21 protein-coding genes are annotated in these 22073 nt (G+C 65.3%); 11 read left to right on the forward strand and 10 right to left on the reverse strand.

The window, feature by feature from the left end; translation table 11 throughout:
• Genes BLR51_RS23375 through BLR51_RS23400 form a run of 6 tightly spaced genes read left to right on the forward strand, consistent with a single transcriptional unit; the run spans position 1 to position 6675 of the window.
• Positions 1-1272 (forward strand): TRAP transporter large permease, encoded by a 1272-nt coding sequence (locus BLR51_RS23375; protein ID WP_089851527.1) that lies wholly within the window; start codon positions 1-3, stop codon positions 1270-1272.
• A 14-nt stretch (positions 1273-1286) separates the two neighbouring features.
• Complete coding sequence (locus BLR51_RS23380) at positions 1287-2330, forward strand: zinc-dependent alcohol dehydrogenase family protein (protein ID WP_242656823.1); 1044 nt, start codon at positions 1287-1289, stop codon at positions 2328-2330.
• On the forward strand, positions 2317-3246 hold the full coding sequence (locus tag BLR51_RS23385) for a carbohydrate kinase family protein (RefSeq protein WP_165616915.1): 930 nt from the start codon (positions 2317-2319) through the stop codon (positions 3244-3246). Before BLR51_RS23380 ends, BLR51_RS23385 begins: the two co-directional genes overlap by 14 nt.
• 3 nt (positions 3247-3249) lie before the next feature.
• Positions 3250-4095, forward strand: a complete 846-nt coding sequence (locus BLR51_RS23390) for a class II fructose-bisphosphate aldolase (protein WP_089851533.1) — start codon at positions 3250-3252, stop codon at positions 4093-4095.
• Positions 4096-4103: 8 nt separating this feature from the next.
• Complete coding sequence (locus BLR51_RS23395) at positions 4104-5597, forward strand: NAD-dependent succinate-semialdehyde dehydrogenase (protein WP_089851535.1); 1494 nt, start codon at positions 4104-4106, stop codon at positions 5595-5597.
• A complete protein-coding gene (locus BLR51_RS23400; protein ID WP_089851536.1) occupies positions 5584-6675 on the forward strand; it encodes a tartrate dehydrogenase in 1092 nt (363 codons plus the stop codon). Before BLR51_RS23395 ends, BLR51_RS23400 begins: the two co-directional genes overlap by 14 nt.
• A 262-nt stretch (positions 6676-6937) precedes the next feature.
• Here the strand turns inward: BLR51_RS23400 and BLR51_RS23405 are convergent, their stop codons facing one another.
• Both BLR51_RS23405 and BLR51_RS23410 read right to left on the reverse strand, forming a co-directional pair.
• On the reverse strand, positions 6938-7717 hold the full coding sequence (locus BLR51_RS23405; protein ID WP_131821872.1) for a hypothetical protein: 780 nt from the start codon (positions 7715-7717) through the stop codon (positions 6938-6940).
• Positions 7714-8535 (reverse strand): nucleotide-binding protein, encoded by an 822-nt coding sequence (locus BLR51_RS23410; RefSeq protein WP_089851540.1) that lies wholly within the window; start codon positions 8533-8535, stop codon positions 7714-7716. The genes BLR51_RS23405 and BLR51_RS23410 overlap by 4 nt, the downstream gene beginning before the upstream one ends.
• Before the next feature lie 818 nt (positions 8536-9353).
• Between BLR51_RS23410 and BLR51_RS23415 the strand changes: the two genes are divergently transcribed.
• Entirely contained in the window at positions 9354-9722 is a 369-nt protein-coding gene (locus BLR51_RS23415) for a hypothetical protein (RefSeq protein WP_089851543.1), read from the forward strand.
• A 203-nt stretch (positions 9723-9925) separates the two neighbouring features.
• Here the strand turns inward: BLR51_RS23415 and BLR51_RS23420 are convergent, their stop codons facing one another.
• The gene (locus BLR51_RS23420) at positions 9926-10477 is read right to left on the reverse strand and encodes a hypothetical protein (protein ID WP_089851544.1); all 552 of its coding nucleotides are present in this window, start codon (positions 10475-10477) and stop codon (positions 9926-9928) included.
• Between the two features lie 328 nt (positions 10478-10805).
• On the opposite strand from BLR51_RS23420, the gene BLR51_RS23425 reads away from it, so the two are divergent.
• Together BLR51_RS23425 and BLR51_RS23430 are read left to right on the forward strand one after the other, a co-directional pair.
• Positions 10806-11027 carry a hypothetical protein gene (locus tag BLR51_RS23425; protein ID WP_089851547.1) on the forward strand — a complete coding sequence of 74 codons (222 nt, stop codon included), beginning with the start codon at positions 10806-10808 and terminating at the stop codon, positions 11025-11027.
• A 126-nt stretch (positions 11028-11153) separates the two neighbouring features.
• On the forward strand, positions 11154-11531 hold the full coding sequence (locus BLR51_RS23430; RefSeq protein WP_131821873.1) for a hypothetical protein: 378 nt from the start codon (positions 11154-11156) through the stop codon (positions 11529-11531).
• Positions 11532-12431: 900 nt separating this feature from the next.
• Here the strand turns inward: BLR51_RS23430 and BLR51_RS23440 are convergent.
• From BLR51_RS23440 to BLR51_RS23470, 7 genes are all read right to left on the reverse strand, one after another.
• Positions 12432-13052, reverse strand: a complete 621-nt coding sequence (locus tag BLR51_RS23440) for an amino acid synthesis family protein (RefSeq protein WP_089851552.1) — start codon at positions 13050-13052, stop codon at positions 12432-12434.
• Positions 13049-13432, reverse strand: a complete 384-nt coding sequence (locus BLR51_RS23445; protein WP_089851554.1) for a carboxymuconolactone decarboxylase family protein — start codon at positions 13430-13432, stop codon at positions 13049-13051. Before BLR51_RS23445 ends, BLR51_RS23440 begins: the two co-directional genes overlap by 4 nt.
• Positions 13425-14228 carry an alpha/beta fold hydrolase gene (locus BLR51_RS23450; protein WP_089851556.1) on the reverse strand — a complete coding sequence of 268 codons (804 nt, stop codon included), beginning with the start codon at positions 14226-14228 and terminating at the stop codon, positions 13425-13427. The genes BLR51_RS23445 and BLR51_RS23450 overlap by 8 nt, the downstream gene beginning before the upstream one ends.
• 56 nt (positions 14229-14284) lie before the next feature.
• A complete protein-coding gene (locus BLR51_RS23455) occupies positions 14285-15355 on the reverse strand; it encodes an LLM class flavin-dependent oxidoreductase (RefSeq protein ID WP_089851558.1) in 1071 nt (356 codons plus the stop codon).
• A gap of 21 nt (positions 15356-15376) precedes the next feature.
• Complete coding sequence (locus BLR51_RS23460; RefSeq protein WP_089851560.1) at positions 15377-16885, reverse strand: aldehyde dehydrogenase; 1509 nt, start codon at positions 16883-16885, stop codon at positions 15377-15379.
• On the reverse strand, positions 16882-17853 hold the full coding sequence (locus BLR51_RS23465) for a flavin reductase family protein (RefSeq protein WP_089851562.1): 972 nt from the start codon (positions 17851-17853) through the stop codon (positions 16882-16884). Before BLR51_RS23465 ends, BLR51_RS23460 begins: the two co-directional genes overlap by 4 nt.
• A 107-nt stretch (positions 17854-17960) precedes the next feature.
• Positions 17961-19736, reverse strand: a complete 1776-nt coding sequence (locus BLR51_RS23470) for a helix-turn-helix domain-containing protein (RefSeq protein ID WP_089851564.1) — start codon at positions 19734-19736, stop codon at positions 17961-17963.
• Between the two features lie 297 nt (positions 19737-20033).
• Between BLR51_RS23470 and BLR51_RS23475 the strand changes: the two genes are divergently transcribed.
• Together BLR51_RS23475 and BLR51_RS23480 are read left to right on the forward strand one after the other, a co-directional pair.
• On the forward strand, positions 20034-21095 hold the full coding sequence (locus BLR51_RS23475; protein ID WP_089851566.1) for a quaternary amine ABC transporter ATP-binding protein: 1062 nt from the start codon (positions 20034-20036) through the stop codon (positions 21093-21095).
• On the forward strand, positions 21088-22035 hold the full coding sequence (locus tag BLR51_RS23480; RefSeq protein WP_089851568.1) for an ABC transporter permease: 948 nt from the start codon (positions 21088-21090) through the stop codon (positions 22033-22035). Before BLR51_RS23475 ends, BLR51_RS23480 begins: the two co-directional genes overlap by 8 nt.
• Positions 22036-22073 lie beyond the last annotated feature (38 nt).

Genomic DNA, 22073 nt, shown 5'->3' on the forward strand with positions numbered 1-22073 from the left:
ATGGCCCTGATCACCTTCATTGCATTTCTCGTCTTCCTGTTCGCGGGTGTTCCGATCGCCTTCGCAATGGGCAGTGCGGCCGTGCTCGGCATCTATTTCGGTTCCGAGATCCCGCTGGCTATCGTGCTGCAGCGCCTCTTTGTTAGCGTCGATAGCTTCAGCCTCATGGCGATTCCGCTGTTCATGCTTGCGGGCGAACTGATGACCGCGGGCGGGATCTCGGTCAGGCTGGTCCGTTTCGCTCAGGCTGCTGTCGGCCACCTGCGGGGTGGGCTGGGGCAGGTCTCGATCCTGACCAGCGTGATCTTCGCGGGGGTTTCGGGTTCGGCAGCTGCAGACACTGCCGCGGTGGGCTCGATCACCCTTCCTGCGATGGCGCGCGAGAATTACCCCCGCGGGCTTGCCGCGACATTGCAGGCGATGGCCGGCTCGCTGGGGCCGATCATTCCGCCCAGCCTGACGATGATCATCTTCGCCTCGCTGACGGGTGTCTCCGTCTCCAAGCTTTTCATCGCGGGCATCGTTCCGGGGCTCCTGATCGCGCTCGGCCTCATGGCACTGACCTGGCATTATGGCCGCGTGCATAACCTCCGGGTCGAACGCCGTGCCACCCGGGCCGAGTTCTTCGCCGCCGGCAAGGATGCTGTCTGGGCGCTCATTATGCCCTTCTTCATTGTCGGGGGCATCATCGGCGGCATCGTTACCGCGACAGAAGCCGGCGCGATCGCCGTGGCCTACGCGGTCTTCATTGGTGGGGTGATCTATCGCGAGCTCAAGTTCGACCAGCTCGTCGAGGTGCTGGTCCGGGCCGCAGCGCTAACCGCGATGGCGATGCTGGTGATCGCAGGTGCCTCGGTCCTGAGCTGGATCGTCGCCTACGAACAGATCCCCGGGCTGGTCGTGGATTTCCTGACGGGTATTACTGACAACCGCTACCTGCTGCTGTGCCTGCTGGTGGTATTCCTAATGCTGCTCGGCATGTTCGTCGAGACGATCTCGGCCACGATCCTGGTGGCTCCAATCCTCATGCCAGTGGCCGCGCAGTACGGCATTGACCCGATCCACTTTTCGCTCGTGATGGTGATGACGCTTGTCTACGCCGGTGTGACGCCGCCGGTGGGCGGGATCTTGTTCATCACCATGGCGATTGCGCGCACATCGCTGTCATCGCTGTTCCGCTATCTGCCGTCCTACCTGGGTGTGATGATGGCGGTGCTGCTGCTGGTGATCTTCGTGCCCGACGTCGGCCTCTTCCTCACAACCTTCTTCTAATTTCGAGGCGTGCCATGACCAGACTGATGAATGCCGCCGTCTTCGACGGAACCGAAACCCTCGACTTGCGCCAGATCCCGGTGCAGGAGCCGGGCCCCGACGAGGTGCTGCTGCGCATCGACACAGCAACCATTTGCGGCACCGACCTTCACATCCTTGAGAAGAAATTCGAGGCAAAACCGCCGGTCGTGCTCGGCCACGAGTTCTCGGGCCATGTCGAAGCGGTGGGAGACCGCGTGACCACCTGCCGCCCGGGAGATGCCGTCTCGGTCGAGCCGCATATCTACTGCGGCTGCTGCAAGCCCTGCCGCATCGGCAAGCCGCACCTGTGCATCGACCGGCTCGCCTGGGGCATCAACCTAAACGGCGGCTTCGCGCAATATGCGACAGTGCGCCACGATGTGGTCTACCAGCTTCCCGAGGGGCTGCCTCTCGAGCAGGCGGCACTGGCCGAGCTTCTGGGCTGCGTGATGAATGGCATCGAGCGGCTGAACGTCGGCATCGGCGATACAGTGGTGATCCTCGGTGGCGGTGCCGCCGGGATCCTGCTGGCCAAGCTGGCCGAGAAGTGCGGCGCGGCGCAGATTATCTTTTCGGAACCCAACGCTGCCCGCCGTGAGGCGATCCAGGGCTTCGGCTACGAGCTGGCCTTTGATCCGGCTACGACCGATCTTCTGGACGAGGTGCATTCGCGGACCGGCGGTCTCGGCGCCGATGTGGTGATCGACGCGGCGGGCGTTCCCGCCACCGCGGCGCAGGCGCCCCTGCTCGCCTGCTACGCCGGGCGGGTGCTCTTCTTCGGCGTGATGGCGCCGGGCCGCATGATCGAGATCGAGCCTAACCTCGTCTTTGCTCGCGAGCTGGCAATCCTTGGGTCGATCCGCAATCCCTTCACCCACCACCGCATCCTGCAGCTGATGCCGAAGCTCGGGCTTGAGGGGATCATCACCCATCATTTCGGCGTCGAGAACACTCAGGAGGCTTTCGATGCCGCTCGCCGCGGCGTCGGCCTCAAGGTCGCGATCCGGCCAAACGGACCCGCCGATGCGACCGCTTGACTGCCTGAGTTTCGGCAGCGCCGGTTTTGATCTGCTGGTCGAGGTCGCAGGCTTGCCCGCAAGCGACACGCGCATCCCTGCCTCGGGCTATGCGGCGGGCGGTGGCGGTCCGGCGGCAACTGCTTCGACCGCGCTGGCCCGTCTCGGCGCCCGGGCAGGCCTTGTCACGGCGGTGGGCGACGATCGGATCGGTGATCTGATCCTGGCCGAGCTTGCCGACGACGGCATCGATCTGTCCGGCGCGCAGCGGTTGCCGGGCGTCCCCTCAACTGTCGCGTCGGTCATGATCGAGCCGTCGGGTGCGCGGGCGATGGCGGTCTACGGCGGGTGCATCAACGCCATCCGCCTGCATGAAATCGAGCTCGACCGGATCGACTCCGCTCGCGCGGTACTGACCGACGGAAACAACCCGGCGCTGGTGCGCCATGTCGCCCCGGCGGCTCGGGCCCGCGGGGTGCCGGTGCTATTGGACGGCGGAAATATCGACGGCAGGGTGCTGCCCGAGCTTCTGCGGGACGTCGACATCTACATTCCTGATATCGCCTCGGCGCGACGCCAGCTTCCGGGGGTAACGGACCCACTCGAACTCGCACAAGCCTTCGCCGCAATGGGGCCCGAAACGGTCTGCATCACGCTGGGTGAGGCTGGCAGCCTCGCGCTGCGCGGAGACGAGATTGTCTCGGTCGGCCCCCTGCGGGACATCGCCGTTCGCGACACTACCGGCGCCGGCGACAACTTTCACGGCGCCTTCCAGTTCGGCCTGCTCGAGAGCTGGCCACTGCACCGCATCCTCGCATTTTCGAACGCTTTCGCTGCGTTGACCACCCGTTCCGTCGGGGGACGCAGCGCCATTCCAACGCGGGACGAGGCCGAGCGCCACGCCCGCAGCCTGAGCGCAACAGAAAGGACCACCTGACACATGCCCCTGGTTCCCATGAATGAACTTCTCGCGGACGCTGTGGCGCGGGACTACACGGTCGTGCAGTTCAACACCGACTGTATTGAGATCACCCAGTCCTTCCTGCGCACTGCCGAAGAATATGCCGCGCCGATCATCGTGGGCGTCGGGCAGGGCGCCGTGAAGGATGGCAAAATCGCCCCCATCGCGGCGATGCTGCGGGATTACTGCGCGCGTTCCAAGCTGCCGGTGTGCCTGCATCTTGACCACTCGGAGGACCCTGATCAAATCATGCAGGCGCTGCGCGCGGGCTTTACCTCGATCATGATTGACGGCTCGGCTCGGCCGCTCGCCGAGAACATTGAGGTCACGAACCACGTGCTAGGCCTCTGCCGTCCTCTGGGTGTGTCGGTTGAAGCCGAGCTCGGCCGCATCCCCGGGGTCGAGGACGATATGGTCGTGACCGAGGAGCAGGCCAACAAGGTCGATCTTGCGGTGGTCGAGGAATTCGTCTCCAATGTCTCGGTCGATGCACTTGCAGTGGCAGTGGGCAGCGCGCACGGCATCTACAAAGCCGAACCGAAGCTGGATTTCGAGCTGCTCGCGCAGCTTGTCGGCGTCACAGACACGCCGCTGGTGTTGCACGGTGGCTCGGGCATCCCAGACACCGCTCTGCGAAAAGCCTTCGGCATGGGCATGAAGAAACTCAACGTGGGCACCGAACTGCGGCTCGGCTTCCTGCGTGGCGTGCATGCCGGGGTCGAGGCCGGAGACTCGATCTATGCCTGCTTCGAGCGCGGCCGTAAGATCGTCGACGGTCTTGTGCTGAGCAAGCTCGAGGTCAGCGGTTCGGCGGGCAAGGCGTGAGACGTGAGATGGAGAAGCCGAGCACCAGCGCGCGGGGCTGGAGAGACTTTCTGCGCGACCGCCTCTACATCGGCGGCACATGGGTTCCGGCGGAGGGCGGCGCGGTCATCGAGGTGACTGACCCGGCCACCGGCGGCTCAGTCGGCCAAGTTCCCGACGCCGGCGCAGTCGAGACCGAACTCGCGGTTGCCGCCGCCCGCGCCGCCTTTCCGGCCTTTGCGGCTCTGACTGCTGCCGAGCGTGCAGGGATGCTGCACCGGCTCGCAGACCTTATCGACGCGCACGGCCCCGCGCTGGCCGAGCTTCTGACCCGCGAGCAGGGCAAGCCGCTTGCCGAGGCGCGCGGCGAGGTGGGCATGTCGGCTGCTTACATCCGCTGGTTCGCTGAAGAGGCGCGGCGTGTCTACGGCGACACCATCCCCTCGCCCTGGCAGGGTCGACGTCTCATGGTGACGCCGGAGCCCGTAGGGGTGGTGGGAGCGATCACGCCGTGGAACTTTCCCTCTTCCATGCTCGCGCGCAAGATCGGGCCGGCACTGGCGGCAGGCTGCACCATCGTGGCCAAGCCCGCCAGCCAGGCACCGCTTTCCGCGCTGGCCTGGGGCGTGCTGTGCGAGGAGGCGGGAATTCCATCCGGCGTCGTGAACATCGTGACGGGCGATGCCCGCGCCATCGGCGGCGTGCTGACATCGCATCCGGACGTGGCCAAGATCACGTTCACCGGTTCGACCGAGGTGGGCAAGACCCTGCTGCGGCAGGCGGCGGACAGCGTCAAACGCTGCTCGATGGAACTGGGAGGCAACGCGCCTTTCATCGTGTTCGACGACGCGGACCTTGACCAAGCCGTTGCAGGAGCAGTGGCGTCCAAGTTTCGCAACGCCGGCCAGACCTGCGTCTGTTCCAACCGCATCTACGTGCAATCTGGGATTCATGACCGCTTCGTCGAAGCCTTTTCCCGTGCTGTCGAGGCGCTTCGCGCGGGGTCCGGCCTCGAAGAGGGCGTGACCCTCGGGCCGCTTATCGACGAAAAGGCGGTGGTCGGGGCAGAGGCCTTTGTGGCCGATGCGCGGGCCAAGGGGGGCCGTGTTGTCACCGGTGGGGCGCGGAGCAAGGGGCTCTTCTTCCAGCCGACCGTCATCGCCGACGCCTCCGCCGCGATGGATTTCGCGCACGAGGAGATCTTCGGCCCGGTTGCACCGGTGTTCCGCTTCGAGACCGAGGAGGAGGCCCTACGCGTCGCCAATGACACCCGCTATGGGTTGGCCTGCTATTTTTACACCACGGATCTTGGGCGCGCGTTTCGGGTGTCCAGCGCACTGAGATACGGACTTGTGGGTGTGAACGAAGGGGTCATCACAACCGAGGTCGCCCCTTTCGGCGGAATGAAGCAGAGTGGCCTCGGCAGGGAAGGTTCGAAATACGGGATCGAGGATTACCTGGATCAGAAATACGTCTGCTTCGGCGGACTGGAGGAGAGAAAGGCCGCAGATGCGATCATATGATATCGCATTGATCCCTGGAGACGGGATCGGAAAAGAGGTCGTCGAAGCGGCGATGCCGGTGCTCCGCAAGGCAGCTGGGCAGAACGGGTTCACGCTCAAAGAAACGGTCTATCCTTGGTCCTGCAACGGCTACCTGGAGACCGGACGTATGATGCCCGAGGACGGGGTGGAGCAATTGCGGAGGCACGACAGCATCCTGCTCGGGGCGGTGGGCTGGCCCGATAGGGTGCCCGACAGCGTCTCGCTGCACGGGTTGCTCCTCCCCATCCGCAAGGCTTTTGACCTCTACGTCAACATGCGACCGCACCGCCTGCTGCCAGGAGTTACCGGTCCGCTTCGGGCAACGGATTTCGACATCCTTTGCATCCGCGAGAATACCGAGGGCGAATATTCCGGCGCCGGTGGCCGAGTCCACGTCGGCACCCCCGCCGAGGTCGCAGTGGAAACCTCAATCTTCACCCGCCGCGGCGTCGAACGTGTTCTGCGCTACGGCTTTGAGCAGGCGCGTAGACGACGCGGCAAGCTGGCCTCGGTCACGAAGTCGAACGCGCAGAAGCATTCGATGGTGTTCTGGGACGAAGTCACCGAGGCGCTCTCGGCTGAATATCCTGACGTCGAGGTGACACGCTACCATGTCGACGCCATCGCTGCGCGGATGATCACCCATCCCGGGTCGCTCGATGTGGTCGTGGCCTCGAATTTGTTCGGCGACATCCTCACCGACATCGGTGCCGCCATCCAGGGCGGTCTGGGTTTTGCGGCCTCGGCGAACGTGAACCCGTCCGGGGGCGTGCCCTCGATGTTCGAACCCGTGCATGGATCCGCTCCAGACATAGCCGGGAGAGGCCTGTCGAACCCGATCGCGACCATCTGGTCTGGCGCGCTCATGTTCGAGCACCTGGGAGAGGCGGCTGCCGCGAAGGCGATCATGGCCGCCGTCGAGACTGTGGCCGGAGCACCGGAGCGCCTCACCCCAGACTGCGGCGGTTCCGCGAACACGCAAGAGGTTGCCGAGGCCATCGCTTCCGAGTTGCAGGGCTGTCAAGGTACTCGAGCAGGGCCGTCAGTTCACGCGTGACCAGGCGCCCGGGGATAGCGGTGGTGCTGTGCTTCCGGTCGGGCTACGCCCTTCCTTCACCACAGGACCACTACGACGTCTCACCCTGATTGTCGCGCGGCATGAATGGGGGTACCCATACATAAGCCGGGAATCTCAGCCAACCTAATCCACCTTTGACTGATGCAGTTTGATTGGGGAAAGCTGACGAGTGAGGAGGCGGAGGCGAGCGTCATCGCCGAATACGAATCCTGTCACTGCGTTGCTCGGAGATGGTTCGAGGTCACTTCCTGCGGGAGAAGAGGAAGGCCAGTCCGATTCCGAACAGCAGACCAAGCCCGACGCCTGTACCCACGGGCAGGCGCGCAACAAGCGCGCGGAGACGGGAGCCGGTCGTCACCGCACCTGCGGGCGACGGCGCAGGACCTTCAAGCCAAAGCGGCACAGCGCAGGCCTCTCGACCGTCTTCGGTCGGGATATGGCCCTGCTGGTCGGGCCGGCAATACTGGGCAATTGTCATGTCGAGATCACCGTTAAAGCTTTGCAGCTGAAGCCAGCGATGGCCATCCGGCGCGAGGGCGAGCTCGGCATAGTCCTGCCCCAGCCAGCTGGCTTCCTGCCGCCCCAGAGTATAGCCCCCCGCCAGCGACAGAAGTGCTAGCACCAGCATGATCGCTGCCAGTTTCTGTGCCATATGCGCGCGCAAGGAACGTGCGAGCTGCGGAAGATTAGTTTGCAGCGCACGGGCGACCTCGGCGGTGACAGCGGCCGCGACCACCTGCTGCCGGGCCTCGATGTCGCGCCGACCCTGGCTCTCCACCTGACGCAGCGCCCTGACCGTTGCCTGCTCGATCCGGTCGGGCAACGCCCCCGTCTTGTCCAGAAAAGCGTTCATTCGCGCCTCACTGAGGGTGTCATGTGCGATCTGGATGCTGACCGGATCGTCGAGCGACCAGCCCGCCCGATGCACCCGGTCCAGAATGCGCTCTTCCAGATCCTTGCCCAACGGCCCGTGTGCGATCATATAATGCCACAGGCGAGAAGCGTTCGGCGTGCGGTTCATGCGCTGAGTCCCAGCATGCCGCGCACGTCAGCCGTCAGCGCGTTTTCGAAATCCTCCATAAAGATTTGCACGCGCTGCTGATCAATGAAGGACAGGGCTGGATCGTATACCGCTTTTGCGAAGGGCCGCCGGAGTTCCTTGAGCATCGACATGGTACGGTCGTTGAGTGCGGGAAGAAACATCTCGGCGCCGCCGCAGGACATCAAACGAGCCCGTGTCTTGCCGCCGCGCACCACGCCGGCGGCATCGGTATAGCCGAACCAGTGCGGAAAGTCTCGATCCTGCCTGTCGCCGTGACGGTTCAGCACAGCAACATGCCGGGCATTTCCGGCCAGATCGCCCAGCTTCTCGGTCAGATCAAGATGCAGAGCCACGGATTCAATCGTGCTGACGTCTGGTGTCACAACATGGAAAAAGATCACGCAGGCATGGGCCGACCGCAGGGCGCGGAAAAAATTGCGCAGGCTGTTTTCGTCACCAAAAAGCCGCTGCATGTCTGCAAGCGCCCCTCCGGCCACATCATGCAGAATATGCCGGTGTCCTGCTGCCAGAGAATTGAAAAGCAGCGCGCGACTTTCGTCGCGGATGTTGTAGGCGACGACCCCCTCAAGCGGAGTCTGCGGATCATGGGGGCGTCCGTCCGCGTCACGCGCGGCATGCATGTCGCTGAGCGTGCCGATTGCGCCATCGGCGTCATACGCGGCCACTTCCACATCGTGACGACGCAGAAAATCGAGCAATGTGCAGGCCAAGGTGCTCTTGCCCCCGCCGCCTTTCATGCTGGATGTGAGGCACATATAATGGCTGAACTCGGTCATTTTCAGGAATCCTTTCAGAGATCGCGGTCCGGATTGCGGTTCAGAGCGCCTCGTGCATGAAGGAGCCCCAAGGGGATCGGAGCAGGAGGAGGCGAGAGGACGGATGGAGGGCAGGAAGGCGACCGTCGAGCTGCAGGAGCCGCCCGGACCAAGCGCAGCGCGGCATGAATCTCCGCATCTGAGGGGGCGATCTGCCCGAGCCCGTGCAGACGCGCTTCGGCAAGCCCGATCAGCCGCATGTAGTTTCGAAGGGTTCCGGGCGAGATGTGCAGTCCCTCCTCCGCCAGCAGCCTGGCAAGCATCCCCCAGCTAAATCCACTCAGCTTCAGCTGACTCAGTACCCGCCGCAGTTCGACAATCCGAAAAACCAGCGGGACAGGCCGGTCCGGAGAAAGGGCTTCGGCCTGGGCGATGAGCCGCTCGCTCAGCGGCGGCATCGGGGACTGGGAAGGGGGCTGGGACATCGTCGGCTCGCTCTTGTGTATGCTCAGAATGTATCTGTGCATGCAGGCGGAAAATTCAGCCCAAAAATCGAGATAAGCATCTGAATTTATTATGATTTCTTGTTTTCACGAGTCGGCCTTATGCTGGGCGCCAGTTTGGGGCGCAACACCAATGCAGGGAGACCGCCCGGCCCTGCACGGATCGTCGCCGACGCTGCACCCGTCCTGCAGGGTGCCTCCTCTGTTGTACCAGCCCTGATGCCTCCGTGATGCAGAACCGGTGCAACAGAAAGACGTGCAGGTGCAGGGGCGAAGCAACATCTACAGAGCAAGACACCTCGAACCGCCGGGGTAAAACCTTTTGATGGAGGCTTCATGGCCCGCCCCCGCAAATCCGCTGCCGACATGCGCCTCCGCTGGGATGCGCTTTACGTCACCGCCGCCGAGCGCGCCGCCATCGCCGGGGCGGCCAGAGCCGCGGGCCAGTCGGTCAGCCGTTACCTCATCGGCGCACATGCGGACATGCCAAGGCCGAGGGGGCAGGACAATCTGCAACGGACGCGGGCTCTCATCGCGGCCGAGCAGCAGCTGTCGGACCTGTCAGACCGCATCGCCGCAGCAGCCGCACCGCTTGATGCCGTGCTGCTGCAGGCAGAACTGCGCGCCATCGAGCGCGCTTTTAGGCAGGTGGCCTTGCCAGGGTCACCCGTGCTTGATGCGACGGAGGCACCTTTTTCATGCTGATCAGCTTCTCCAGACATGGCAGTGACCCGAAAGGTCCCGCGGCGCAGGATGCGGTGAGCTATATGAGCGCGCCGGAGATCCGCAAACCGGCAGCCACAGGGCCGCGCCTCTTCCGCCGCGACCCGCCTCCGGAGATCCTGCGCGGCGATCCCGCAATGGCGCGCGCCGCGATCCGGCTCGCGCCCGGCGCCCTGAAATACCGCTCAGCTGTGCTGTCCTTCGCGGCGGAGGACATCGACACCCTCCAATTCAATGCAGGTGACCCGGCTTTGCGTGGTGCCGTCAACCTCGCGCTGGCGCTCTGCCTGGAGATCGGCTTCGCCGGGGTTCCGGTCCGCTTCCGCCCACCGCCGTTCATCACGACGCACACACATCTGAAGCGACTTGAGCTGAACATGCTCCTGCCGCGCTGGGTGGCACGACCTGACGGCGCACTTCGCGCTTTCAACCCTGATCCCCCGGGCCCGGCAAGCCGGGCAGCTTGGGAGGCGGTCGAGGATCTTCTGACTCTGCGCTTCGGCTGGTCCGACCCCCGCGCCCCGGAGCGGCAGAGACTGCTGGGCGCGCCAAACTGGTGGCTGAAACAGCAACGGAGCGACATGTGCCAGCCCCGAAGCCCACGCCAGAAGCTGATTGACGGCCTGCTTGACGCACATGCCGCAGGCCAGCTGCGAAACCGCAGCGACAGCCTGCACTGGCTGGCCGATGCCTGTCGGCCTTTGGGTCTTGTTCTGCATGGGATTGGCAATGACCATGTCACGGTCGGTCCGCCCGGGGCCCCGCCACAGGCCCGCATGCGACTGCGGGGACTGCTGCTGTCGAACACATTCGCAGCGCCCGAGGCCCTTGCCCCAAACCCGGATGATCTACAGCGACGCCAGGCTGACCTTTCCACTTCCCCCTCGCGCCTTGATCAAGCTTGGCGGCAGCGGGCGCGATTCAATCAAGGCCGTTATGGACAAGATCGCTGGCGCGAGAGTGAGTTTTCCGCCGGAGACTGGCTGCACCGTCCCCTCCACTCGCTGCCGCTCCTGATCCCCGCACAACGCCTGACCCCCAGCCTCTTCGACACGGAGCTGCCAGATGCTGATTCCTTCCGCCGCACTGACCCCAATGGAGCGCGCCTTGCTGTTGCAGCTGCAGTCGCTCGAAACCCATCAGATCGCGAGGGCCGAACGACAGGACCGCAGAATCGACGCGCTGGAAGCCGAGATCCGTGCCCGCGACAGGGCCATCTCCGATTTGAGCAGAGCGCTCGCGCGCTTGCTGGGTCCGCTGGCCCCGGACGCATCCTCGCCGTCCTGACCGATCGGTTCCGGAGCCTGCTGCCCGATCTGTCCGCCCGGCTTGTCCTGACCCGGCTCGTCCGGGTTGGCCTATCGCCCCTCGCCGCCCGCCTTGACCTACTGTCCCATGACTTGGAGATCCTGAATGCCATCCTTGCCCGCCGAAACACCCCCCTGTCAGACCGACAAAGTCTCGGAGGCTCTGGAGACGCTGATCCAGCTGATCTTGCCACTGCATCAGCTGCTGGAGGCACAGGCCGCGCTCGAGGAAGGGGCGGCCCAGCAGCTGGCGGACATTGTCGACAGTCTCGTCAACCTCACCGCAAGCTTCGAGACAGTGCTCGCGGGGCTGAGCAGCCTCATGGCGTCAGAAACGCTGTCTCCCGCCCTGCAGGCCGCGCTGGACCGGATCGAAAGCCGCCAGACACGCCAGCAGCGCGCCTTGACCGAAATCTCGGGCCAGCTGCGGATGCTGACGGACTGGCTTGGCGCCCCGCCTGCGCCGAAAGCCGGGCCGGACTGATGGCCCGCCTGCGCCGGATCGGTGCTGCCGCCGCGCCGGGGGAACCTCTGGTGATCCGGGTGCTGCGTCCAGAGAACCTGGTCGTCCCCCCGCTCCCGACAGCCGAACTTTGCCAGGCCACAATCCGCGTTTCCTCTGGCGAGGTTTGGCTCCTGCAGGGCCCATCTCCCGCCATATCGGCCATGGTCGAAGCCTGCCACGCTGCAGCCTCAAACCAGATGCAGCCCCGGCCCACAGCCCAATCAGACCCCGCCTTGTGACGTGCCTGCCCCCACGCGAGACGCAGGGGGCATTCCGAACTACGGCCCAGAGCGTCCTGCAAGGGGCTCAGACGTTCTGGTTTCGCAGCCAGCCAGACCGCCCTCAGCGGTACCAGAAAATCTGGCACAGTGCTCGAAGGGAGAATGCCGGAGGAGAGGCTACCCGCTCTCGCCCAGCGATCCTGAGGGATGCACGGCCACTGGCATCCGTGCCCAGGTGCCACACGACGGTTTCTTCGGCCAGTTATCGAGGAGCTGAATGACGCCAGTATCAAGGCCGACCCTAAATATGGCGCGCACTACGACCACCTTTTCATCTTCGAGCGCGACACCGCACGGGCCGAGGCCATGGTCGCCGATTTCATCGAACGCGCGAAAATGCATGTGGCATGACGGCTCCGGAACGCCATGATGCTACCAGCACAACCGAGCCTGACTGCGTGATCCGCGCAGCAAACCTATCTGATCCCGACGCGCTTACGCGTAACGGACCTGTCTGACATATTGTTCTGGCGGCGTGGCGCGGCTTGCCAAGGCTGTGCCCGAAGATTGGGCAGTCAGTGCGGGCCCGGTCCGAAACTTGGGCAGAGCCTTTTGGCGCGGGCAGGGGGAGAAACCCCGCCTGCCCGTTTTCCGGGTGTCAGGCTTTCTTGGGGTCGAGCGGGCGCCCCGCCTGATCCACCCCCATGAAGGCCATGTCCTTGAAGCGATCGCCGATCCTTTCATGCACCCGCCCGCCGCTGGCGGCACCAAGGGCGACGACGATCTCGTCAGGGGCGGGCGCATCGGGGATGGTGAATTCCATGGTCAGGAAATGCGACCGCGCGCCTTTGGAGTCCTGCATCTTGTGCGTCATGGGAATGGTGATCGCGGTGCCCGCCCCGGCGCGCTTGTTGGTAAAGGGCAGGAAGCTGTCGGCCCCGGCCCCCGTGCGGTAAAGATTGCCGAAATGCAGCGTGTGGATCAGGCCTGCGGCATGTTCGATCTCTCCGCCGGTGCCCACGACGGCGGCCTTGCCAAAGGCTTCGATGCCCTCCGGACCGCCCATCAGCGCCACCAGCCGGGGCACCAGAAGTTCTCCCAGAATGGCGGCATGCGCATGAATCCCGGGCTGCAGATCCTCCACATAGGCGCTGCCCCACGGGCTGCGGATCACGGCGGCGCAGGCGGCCATACGCAGCGGTCTGGCAGCGGGCTTGCCCCCCTCGACCAGCGTGTCCTCGACAAAGTCGACGACCTTGCGGATCACGACGCCGGTCATGCCTGCAGTCCCTGTTCGGCCAGCACCCGGTTGGCGATGCGGTGGCATTCCACCCCCACCGGCACACCGCAATAGATGGTGATATGGGTGATCATCGCCTTCAGTTCCTCGATGCTGACGCCATTGGTCAGGGCGCCGCGGAAATGCAGCTCCCATTCATGCATCCGGTTCAGCGCCGCGATCATCACGATGTTCAGCATCGACCGGGTCTTGGGCGGCAGCGTGTCATCGCCCCAGCCCGCGCCCCAGCAGTATTCTGTGATGAAGCTCTGGAACTCCTTGGAGAAGTCAGGTGCGCTGGTCAGCGCGCGGTCCACATACTCCGCGCCCAGCGTGGCCTTCCGCCGGTCCAGTCCCTTGGCATAAAGCGCCTCATCCATTCTGCATCTCCTCTGCGGTCTCTGGTCTGGTGAAAAAGCTCAGCAGCCGGTCGGCAATCAGATCCGGCGCTTCGAGCAGGATCGAGTGTTTCAGCCCCGGCAGGATCTGCAGCTCGGACTCCGGGATCAGCCGGTGCATGGTTTCGGACATGCGCGGATTGGACCCCACATCGCATTCCCCGGTGAGGACCAGCGTGCGATGGCGGATGCGGTCCAGCGTCTGCACCAGCTCGGTCTGGCCAAAGACCCGATAGGCTTCGAGGTAGGAGGGCACATGCACCGCCTCCAGCTCCGCGATCCTCTGCCGGATCAGCGCTTCGTTTTCCTTGGCGAAAGCGGCGGTGAACCAGCGGTCGCGCGCGGCGCCGGTGATCGCTGTCATGCCGCCGTCGCGGATCATCTGCAGCCGGGCCACCACCTTGGCGCGCTCTTCTTCGGTGCGGCCCGCCACCGCCGACAGGATGGCGATCCGGTCGAACCGGTCGGGCCAGCCCACCGCCAGCCGCTGCGTGATCAGCCCGCCCAGCGAGAACCCCGCCAGATGGGCCTTTTCCACCCCGGCCTCATCCATGACCCGCAGCATATCTTCGGCGAAGGTGTCGATGGTGATCGGCGCGTCGATCCGGGCCGAGCCGCCATGGCCGCGCAGATCCGGGCGCAGGATGTCGAAACGTGGGCTGAGCCGCTCCGCCACCCGGCTCCAGCTTTCGGCGCTGGCGCCGACACCGTGGATCAGCACCAAGGGGGTGCCGCTGCCTTCGCGATAATAGGTGATCTGGTTGTCGCTGGTCTGCACCCGGCTCTCCTCTGTGTCGTGATGGGGCGCCCGGCCGTTTGGCCGGGGCAGGGGGGTCAGTGCGCCAGTGCGGCTTCCCTGACCGCGTCCTGCTTCTGGAAATGCGGCAGCACCTGATCGCAGAACAGCTCCAGCGAGCGGACGGCGTTGCGATGCGGCAGGAAGAACGAGCTGCCATAGATGAAATGGTCGATGCCGATGGCGCGGTAGCGCTCCAGCTTTTCGATGATCTGCTCGGGATGGCCGAACATCATGTTCTCCAGCAGCTGTTCGGGCTGGTATTCATTGCGGTTGGCGACCACGTCAAAATCGACCGGCTCGGGATAGCCGTTGCGCACCTCGCCCACGTTCTTGAAGAGGTTCTCGAACGACCGGCCGAAATCGATCATCGACCGCACCGCCTGATCGCTGCCCGCCTTGTCAGCAAAGACGCAGGAGGTCCGCAGAGTGGCATGTTTCAGCCCTTCGGCCCCCGGCACGCCCGCTGTGGCGGCAAGAAACTTGCGGTGCAGATCCTCCACTTCGGAAACCGGCTTGCGCAGCGCCGTGGACATGATGTTGCAGCCATTCTCGGCGGCGAAGCGGAAGGTGCTTTCGTCGCGCGCCGCGATCCAGAGCGGGACGTTCTTCTGCAGCGGCTGCGGCACGCTGGTGGTGGCAGGAAAGGAGAAATGTTTCCCCTCATGGGCAAATTCGCCTGCCCAGAGCCCCTTCACCACCGGCACAAGCTCGCGTAGGAAGGATCCGCCCTCCTGCTGGGGCACGCCCCCCGCCATGCGGTCGAATTCATACTGATAGGCGCCGCGACCCAGCCCCATTTCCAGCCTTCCGCCAGAATAGATGTCGCAAAGTGCTGCCTCTCCGGCCAGCCGGATCGGGTTCCAGTAGGGGGCAGAGACGATGGCCGTGCCCAGCCGGATGTTGCGGGTATGCCCGGCCCAATGGGTCAGCGTCTGGAACGGGTTCGGCGACACGGTCAGTTCGATCGTATGATGTTCGGCGGTCCATGCGACGTCAAAACCGCCCTGATCGGCGATCTTGACCAGATCCAGAGCCTCGGCCATGACCTGCCGCATGTCGGTGGAGGGGCTGGGGCGCCCCGGATTCACTGCGATGGAAAAGCGCATCTTTCTCTCCTGCTCCGGCTGTTAGCTCTGCACCCGCATCACGAAGGGATCGTGCGTCTTGCCCGAGTAATCGATGACGACGGTCTTGATGCGGGTGAATTCGTTGATCGCGGCAAAACCGTTATGCTTGCCGTAGCCGGAGTCCTTGTAGCCACCCGACGGCGCCATGACCGAGGGGCTGCGATAGGTGTTGATCCAGACCATCCCGGCATTGATCCGGCGCATGAAGCGCATCGCGCGCTCCATGTCATTGGTCCACAGGCCGGAGGCCAGCCCGTAGCGCGTGTCATTGGCCTTGGCGATCATGTCCTCGTCGTCGCTGTAGCGGATCAGGCCCAGCACCGGGCCGAAGATCTCGTTCCGCGCGATGTCCATCTCGTTGGTGACGTCGCCGAAGATCGTGGGCTGCACATACCAGCCTGCGCCCATCTGTTCGGCCCGCCCGCCCCCGGCCAGCAGCTTGGCCCCGGCAGTCTTCGCGCCCTCGACAAAGCGGCCCACCTTTTCGACCTGCGACCACAGCGCCAGCGGCCCAAGCTGGGTGTCGGCCTCGGTGGGGGCGCCGATCCGGATCTCGGCGGCGCGGGCAACCAGCCGTTCGGCCACCTCGTCATAGATGCTGTCATGGACCAGACAGCGCGATCCCGCGACGCAGGTCTGCCCGCCCGCCGCGAAGATGCCAGAGACGACACCGGTCACGGCGCGGTCCAGATCGGCATCGGCGCAGATGATGTTGGGGGATTTCCCGCCCAGTTCGAGGATCGCGGGCGTCAGGTTCTGCGCGGCGCTGGCGGCGATCACCCGCCCGGTTTCGGGCCCGCCGGTAAAGTCGATCTTGTCCACCTCGGGATGGCGCACCAGCGCGTCGCCCACGGTCTGACCGCCGCCCGTCACAACATTGAACACGCCCGGCGGAAAGCCCGCCTCCGCCACCAGTTCGGCAAAGGCGAGGATGGAGGCGGCGGAATGCTCCGACGGTTTCACCACCATGGCATTCCCGGCGGCGATGGCCGGGGAAAAGGCGCGGTTCAGCAGCAGCAGCGGCGAATTCCACGGCACGATGGCGGCGATGACCCCCACCGGTTCGCGCAGGGTGAAATTCAGCATGTCCGGCTTGTTGACCGGGATCGTCGTGCCCTCGATCTTGTCAGCCATGCCCGCGAAATAGCGCATGCTGGCGGCCACCGCATGGGTCAGCGCGGTCATCTCCTTCAGCAGCTTGCCATTGTCGCGCACTTCCAGCCGCGACAGCCGGTCGACATTCTGCGAGATGAGATCGGCCAGACGGTACATCAGGCTGCCGCGGTCGGTCTGGGACATGTCGCGCCATGCGGCACTGGTCATCGCACCCCGGGCTGCCCGCACGGCGCGGTCCACCTCGTCGGCGGTGGCATCGGGCATGGAGGACCATTCCGCCCCTGTCGCCGGATCATAGCTAGGAAAGCTCTGGCCCTGCGAGGGGACGAATTCGTTATTGATGAACAGCGGCAGGCAGCGGCCTTCCAGCGCGTCGGTGGTAAACAGGGTCATTGCACGATGTCCTCGGGTTGAAACGGAGCGGACCGCGGCACGGTCAGCGGCAGCACGGCCCCGTGGGGACCGGCGGTGTCGACATAAAGGCCGAAGCGGCGCGCCCCGATCTCTTCGGCGTAGCGGCGCAGCATCGCCCGCGCGCCGGGATCCGCCACGGCGAGCGTGGGCAGCGCCTCTGGCGCGACCATCACCGCGCCTTCGGGCAGGTCGGATCCCGCCGCCAGTTCGCCGTGAAAGAAGAAGTTGCGGGTCAGGCCATCGGCGCTGTCAAAAATCGCATAGGGGCTGTCCCATGCCACCCGCGCCGGGCCTGCCCCAGCCAGATCGGTCTCCAGCGCGGCGATGGCGGCACCGGTGCTGTCCTGCGGCGCGGAAAGCGGCAGGCGGTAGCCGCCGTCACGCCCCGCCAGCAGCAGCACCTTTCCGGCGCGGTGCAGTATGGCGCCTGCGCGCAGCGCGGGATCGGCGGCGGGCCGGGTGTAGCGGCCATCAGCGAAGATCAGGCCGGGGCGCGGGCTGCGCCGCAGCGCCGTGATGCGCCCGACGAGGATCAGGTGATCGCCCGCCGCCACCACCTCGTGCCGCGTGCAGTCGAATACGGCGGCGCAGCCTTCCAGTAGGGGCGACCCGGTGAGCCCGGCCTGCCACGGCACCTCGGCAAAGCGGTCGCGATCACCGCGGCTGGCAAACCGCCCCGCAAGGTCGGTCTGGTCGGCAGCAAGGATGTTGACGGCGAACCCCTCGCCATCCCGGAACAGCGCCAGATTGCGGGAGGTGGTGCCGATGCAGACCAGCAGCAGCGGCGGATCCAGCGAGACGGAGGTGAAGGAATTTGCGGTAAAGCCTGCCGGTGCGCCCGCCTTGGTGCAGGTGGTGACGACGGTCACGCCGGTGGCGAAGCGGCCAAAGGCTGCGCGCAGGTCGGCGCGGTCGAAGGGGGCGGCAGAGGGGGCGGGATCGGGCATGGTCGGGAAGCCTTCGGTCGTTCAGCGGGTGCTGAAGATGACTTTAGGCTGCAGGTTTCGGACCAGTCCTCCCGCGAAACTGGCGAGATTATTGGAAAAAATTCCTACTATCTGTAGGAAGTCCTGAACCGGTGAAGGCGCAGAGCCAGTTCCAGCTGGAAACATTCCTCCGGATCGTTCAGATCCACGCCCGCGCGTTCGGTAAGCCGCCCGATGCGGTAGCGCAGGGTCGAGACATGGATGCCCAGCAGATCCGCCGTCTCCTGCGGGCGGCGCCCGGTGGCCAGATAGGCCTCCAGCGTCTGCAGCATCGCCTCGCCCTTGTCGGTGCCGTCCTCGGTCAGCCAAGCGATGGTGTCGGTCAGGAACCGGTCGGCCACCCGGCTGCTGAGCCCGGCCATGAGCGAGGGGAGCGAGCCGACATTGCGCCGGTCCACCCAGCCGCGGGCGCCCATCTTTTCAGCGACCTGCAGGTTCCACGCGCAGGCCTCGCGCGCGGGGGCCACCTGATCCAGCTGGTCGATGCGGTCGGACAGCAGGGCTATGGCATCGGGCAGGATGGGCCGGATGCGCTGGATGAACAGCTCGCGCTGCTTGGCGCTGCGCATGTCCTCGCCATCGCGGATCAGCAGACAGATCTCGCCCTCGTCCCGGCAGGAAATGGCCTTGCCCAGCGTGCGCTGTGCGGTGCGCAGCACGAAGCTGTGCGCATCCTCGCCCGCCACCGCGCCGCCGGGGCTGCGCAGCCCGACAAGGAACATCGGCTGGTCGAGTTCGAATCCCAGCAGGCGCGCCTCGTCGCGCAGGCTGCCAAGATCGCGCAGGTCGCCCTGACAGAGCCGCAGGATCAGCCGCCGCGAGGCCTGTTCGCGGGTGCGGAACATCATGTAATTGCGCAGGATCAGCGTCGACAGCGCCAGCTGGCCCGCATCGGCGGCGATCTGTTCGTTGGGCGCCAGCTGTGCCGCGCCCAGCAGGAACAGCGCGCCGACCCGGCTGCCGTCGATGAAGAGCGGCCGCATCAGCGCGGCGTGGGTCTCGTCGCCCACCAGCAGGCGCACGTTCTGGTCGCCCAGATCGGTATCGGCCTTCATCGCGGTGCGCACCACCGATTCCGGCAGCCGGTGCGCCAGCGCCCGCAGCAGCGGCGCCGCGTCCGCCGGATCGCACAGCATCTGCCCGGTGGTCAGATCTATGGCGAACCAGCCGGTGGGAAACAGCCGCGACAGCGAGCCATAAAGATCCGTGGCGTGATCGGGATCAAGTGTGGTGGTCAGGGCCGAGGTCAGGTTGGTGGTGATGGCGCGCAGCCGCTCCGCCTCGGCCCGCTCCTCGCGCAGGGCCTGCATCCGGCGCACCGCCACATCTGCCAGATCCGCAAGGCATTGCAGGAAGCTGAGTTCGACCTCGTCAACCTCCACCACCTCGTTGGCCAGCACCGACAGTACGATGGCGCGGCCCTCCTCGTCGGGGAATTTCAGCGGCACCAGCACCACGGTATGATAGCCGCGCGCGCGGGCGTCATCGCGGAAAGCGGCATATTTGTCCTGCGACGCGGCATCCGAAATCACCAGAGGCCGCCCGCGCGAGACCACCTCGCGCACGGGGCTGCTGGACAGATCCCATTGCATGGTGGACCGCCGCCCGCTTGCGGTCAGGAACTGGTCGAAGCGCACGGTCGAGATCGACAGCTGCCGGTCGGTGTCCATCACCATGACGCTGCTGATCGCCCAATGCGAATGGCGGCAGACGCCTTCGGTCAGCCGGACCAGCACATCGCGGAAATCGCCGCCCTCATTGATCAGCCGGGTGATTTCTGAAAGCTGGCGGAACTGGTCGGCGCGCAGGGTGGGCGGACGGCCGGGATGGTCTGCAGCGGTCATGCGGGTGGCTTTCCTGCGGCGGAGCGGGGCGCGGCGGTCGGGCGGTGGTACATGGGCGATGCCTCCCCAAAGGGCGTGAGTCCTCGCTAGCGACGAAGCCGGGGGCGATCATGGTGCCTTCAGACGGAGAACGCAAAGCCGCATTCCTACGAAACATAGGAAGACACAAAAGCTGCATGGCGCATTAATGAAATCACACTCAAAAACGACCAGACCGACAGGGATCATTCCACAGTGACAGACAGGATTGAGATACGCGGTGTCTACAAGATTTTTGGACCCCGCAGGGACGAGGCGATGGCGCTTGTCCGGGCGGGCAAGGGCAAGTCCGAAATTCTGGAACAGACACAGGCCGTGGTGGGCGTGAACAACGTCTCCCTCAAGGTGCCGAAAGGCGCCATCTCGGTGATCATGGGGCTGTCGGGATCGGGCAAGTCCACGCTGGCGCGCTGCGTGAACCGCATCATCGAACCGGATGCGGGCCAGCTTCTGCTGGATGGCGAGGATTACACCACCTGCACGCCGGGTCGCATGCGCGACCTGCGCCGCCGCCGCATTTCCATGGTGTTTCAGAATTTCGGCCTGCTGCCCAACCAGACGGTGATCGACAATGTCGCGCTGGGGCTGAAGCTGCGCCGCGAACCGCTGGCCGAACGGCACCGCAAGGCGGGCGAGATGCTGGAAATCGTCGGCCTGTCGGAATGGGCCTCGCACCTGCCCGGAGAGCTGAGCGGCGGGATGCGCCAGCGGGTCGGGCTGGCGCGCGCGCTGGCCACAGAGGCGGATGTGCTGATCATGGACGAGGCCTTCAGCGCGCTTGACCCGCTGATCCGCACCGAAATGCAGGATGAACTGCTGCGCCTGCAAACCACGCTGCACAAGACCGTGCTGTTCATCACCCATGACTTTCAGGAAGCGCTGCGGCTTGGCACCCGGATCGCGGTGATGGCGGACGGATCAGTCATCCGCGACGGCACCCCGCAGGAGATCGTGATCGACCCGCAGCATGATTATGTCGCGGCCTTCACCCGCAATGTCGACCGGGCGCGGCTGTTCGATGCCGCCTCTGTCATGGTCGAGACCCCTGCCGACGGTCAGGGTGGCCAGTTCGTGCTGGACGATACCGGGCAGGTCGCAGGATGGAGCGCGCCCGGCGGCGCCCCCGCCAGCGGTGCCTATATCGCCGTGCGTCCCGACACCCGCCTGATCGACATTGCCCGCGCTGCCTCCCGGGGCCGTGGCCCCATTGCGGTGGTGGATGAGGCGGGCAGGTTCCGTGGCCGCATCCCGGAAGAGGCGCTTCTTGCCGGGATCGCGGGCGACGCCGAGACGATGAAAGGAACCCGGCCCGATGCTTGATCCGGACCAAGTCTACATCCCGCTCGCAAGCTGGATCCAGATCGCGATCGAGTGGATCGCCGACCATTTCCGCCCGCTGTTCCGGTCGATCCGCTGGCCGGTGGACGAGCTGCTGAACGCCATCAACGGCACGCTGGAGGTGACGCCGCCGCTGCTGCTGATCGCGCTCTTCGGCCTTCTGGCGCTGTGGCTGGCAGGGCGGCGCACCGCGCTCTTCACCGTCGTATCGCTGGTGTTCATCCTGCTTCTGGGCATCTGGTATGAAACGCTGACCACGCTGTCGCTGATCGCCACGGCCATCGTGGTCTGCGTGGCGATCGGCATTCCGCTTGGCATCCTCTGCGCGCGCAGTGACCGCGCTTGGGGCATCCTGCGCCCAATCCTTGACGTGATGCAGACCACGCCCAGCTTCGTCTACCTGATTCCGGTGGTGATGCTTTTTGGCGTGGGCACCGTGCCCGGGGCGGTGGCAGTGATCGTGGTGGCGGTGCCGCCGCTGATCCGCTTCACCAATATCGGGATCCGGGGCGTCGATCAGGAACTGATCGAGGCGGGCATCGCCTTTGGCGCCACCGAACGCCAGCTTCTGTGGGAAATCCAGCTGCCGCAGGCCCTGCCGACGATCCTTGGCGGGCTCAACCAGACCGTGCTTCTGGCCATGGTGATGTCGGTCATTGTGGCGATGATCGGCGCCGAAGGGCTTGGGCTGGTGGTGCTGCAGGGGCTTGGACGGCTGGATGTGGGCCGCGCCGCGGTCGGGGGCATCGGCATCGTGCTGATGGCCATCATCCTTGACCGGCTGACGCAGGCCGTGGCCGACCGCGATCCCCGTGCCAGAGCGGGCCAGTCCCGGATTTCCGGCGCCTTTGCCCGCCTTTTCGGCGGCGGTCACCGCCGGGCGGAGGCCCGTCTGGAAGCCTCGCTCGACAGCAAGACCTGACCCGCGGGCTGCGGCCCTGCCGCCCGCCCGGCCAGAGG

The sequence above is a fragment of the Salipiger marinus genome, assembly GCF_900100085.1.
Lineage (GTDB): Bacteria > Pseudomonadota > Alphaproteobacteria > Rhodobacterales > Rhodobacteraceae > Salipiger > Salipiger marinus.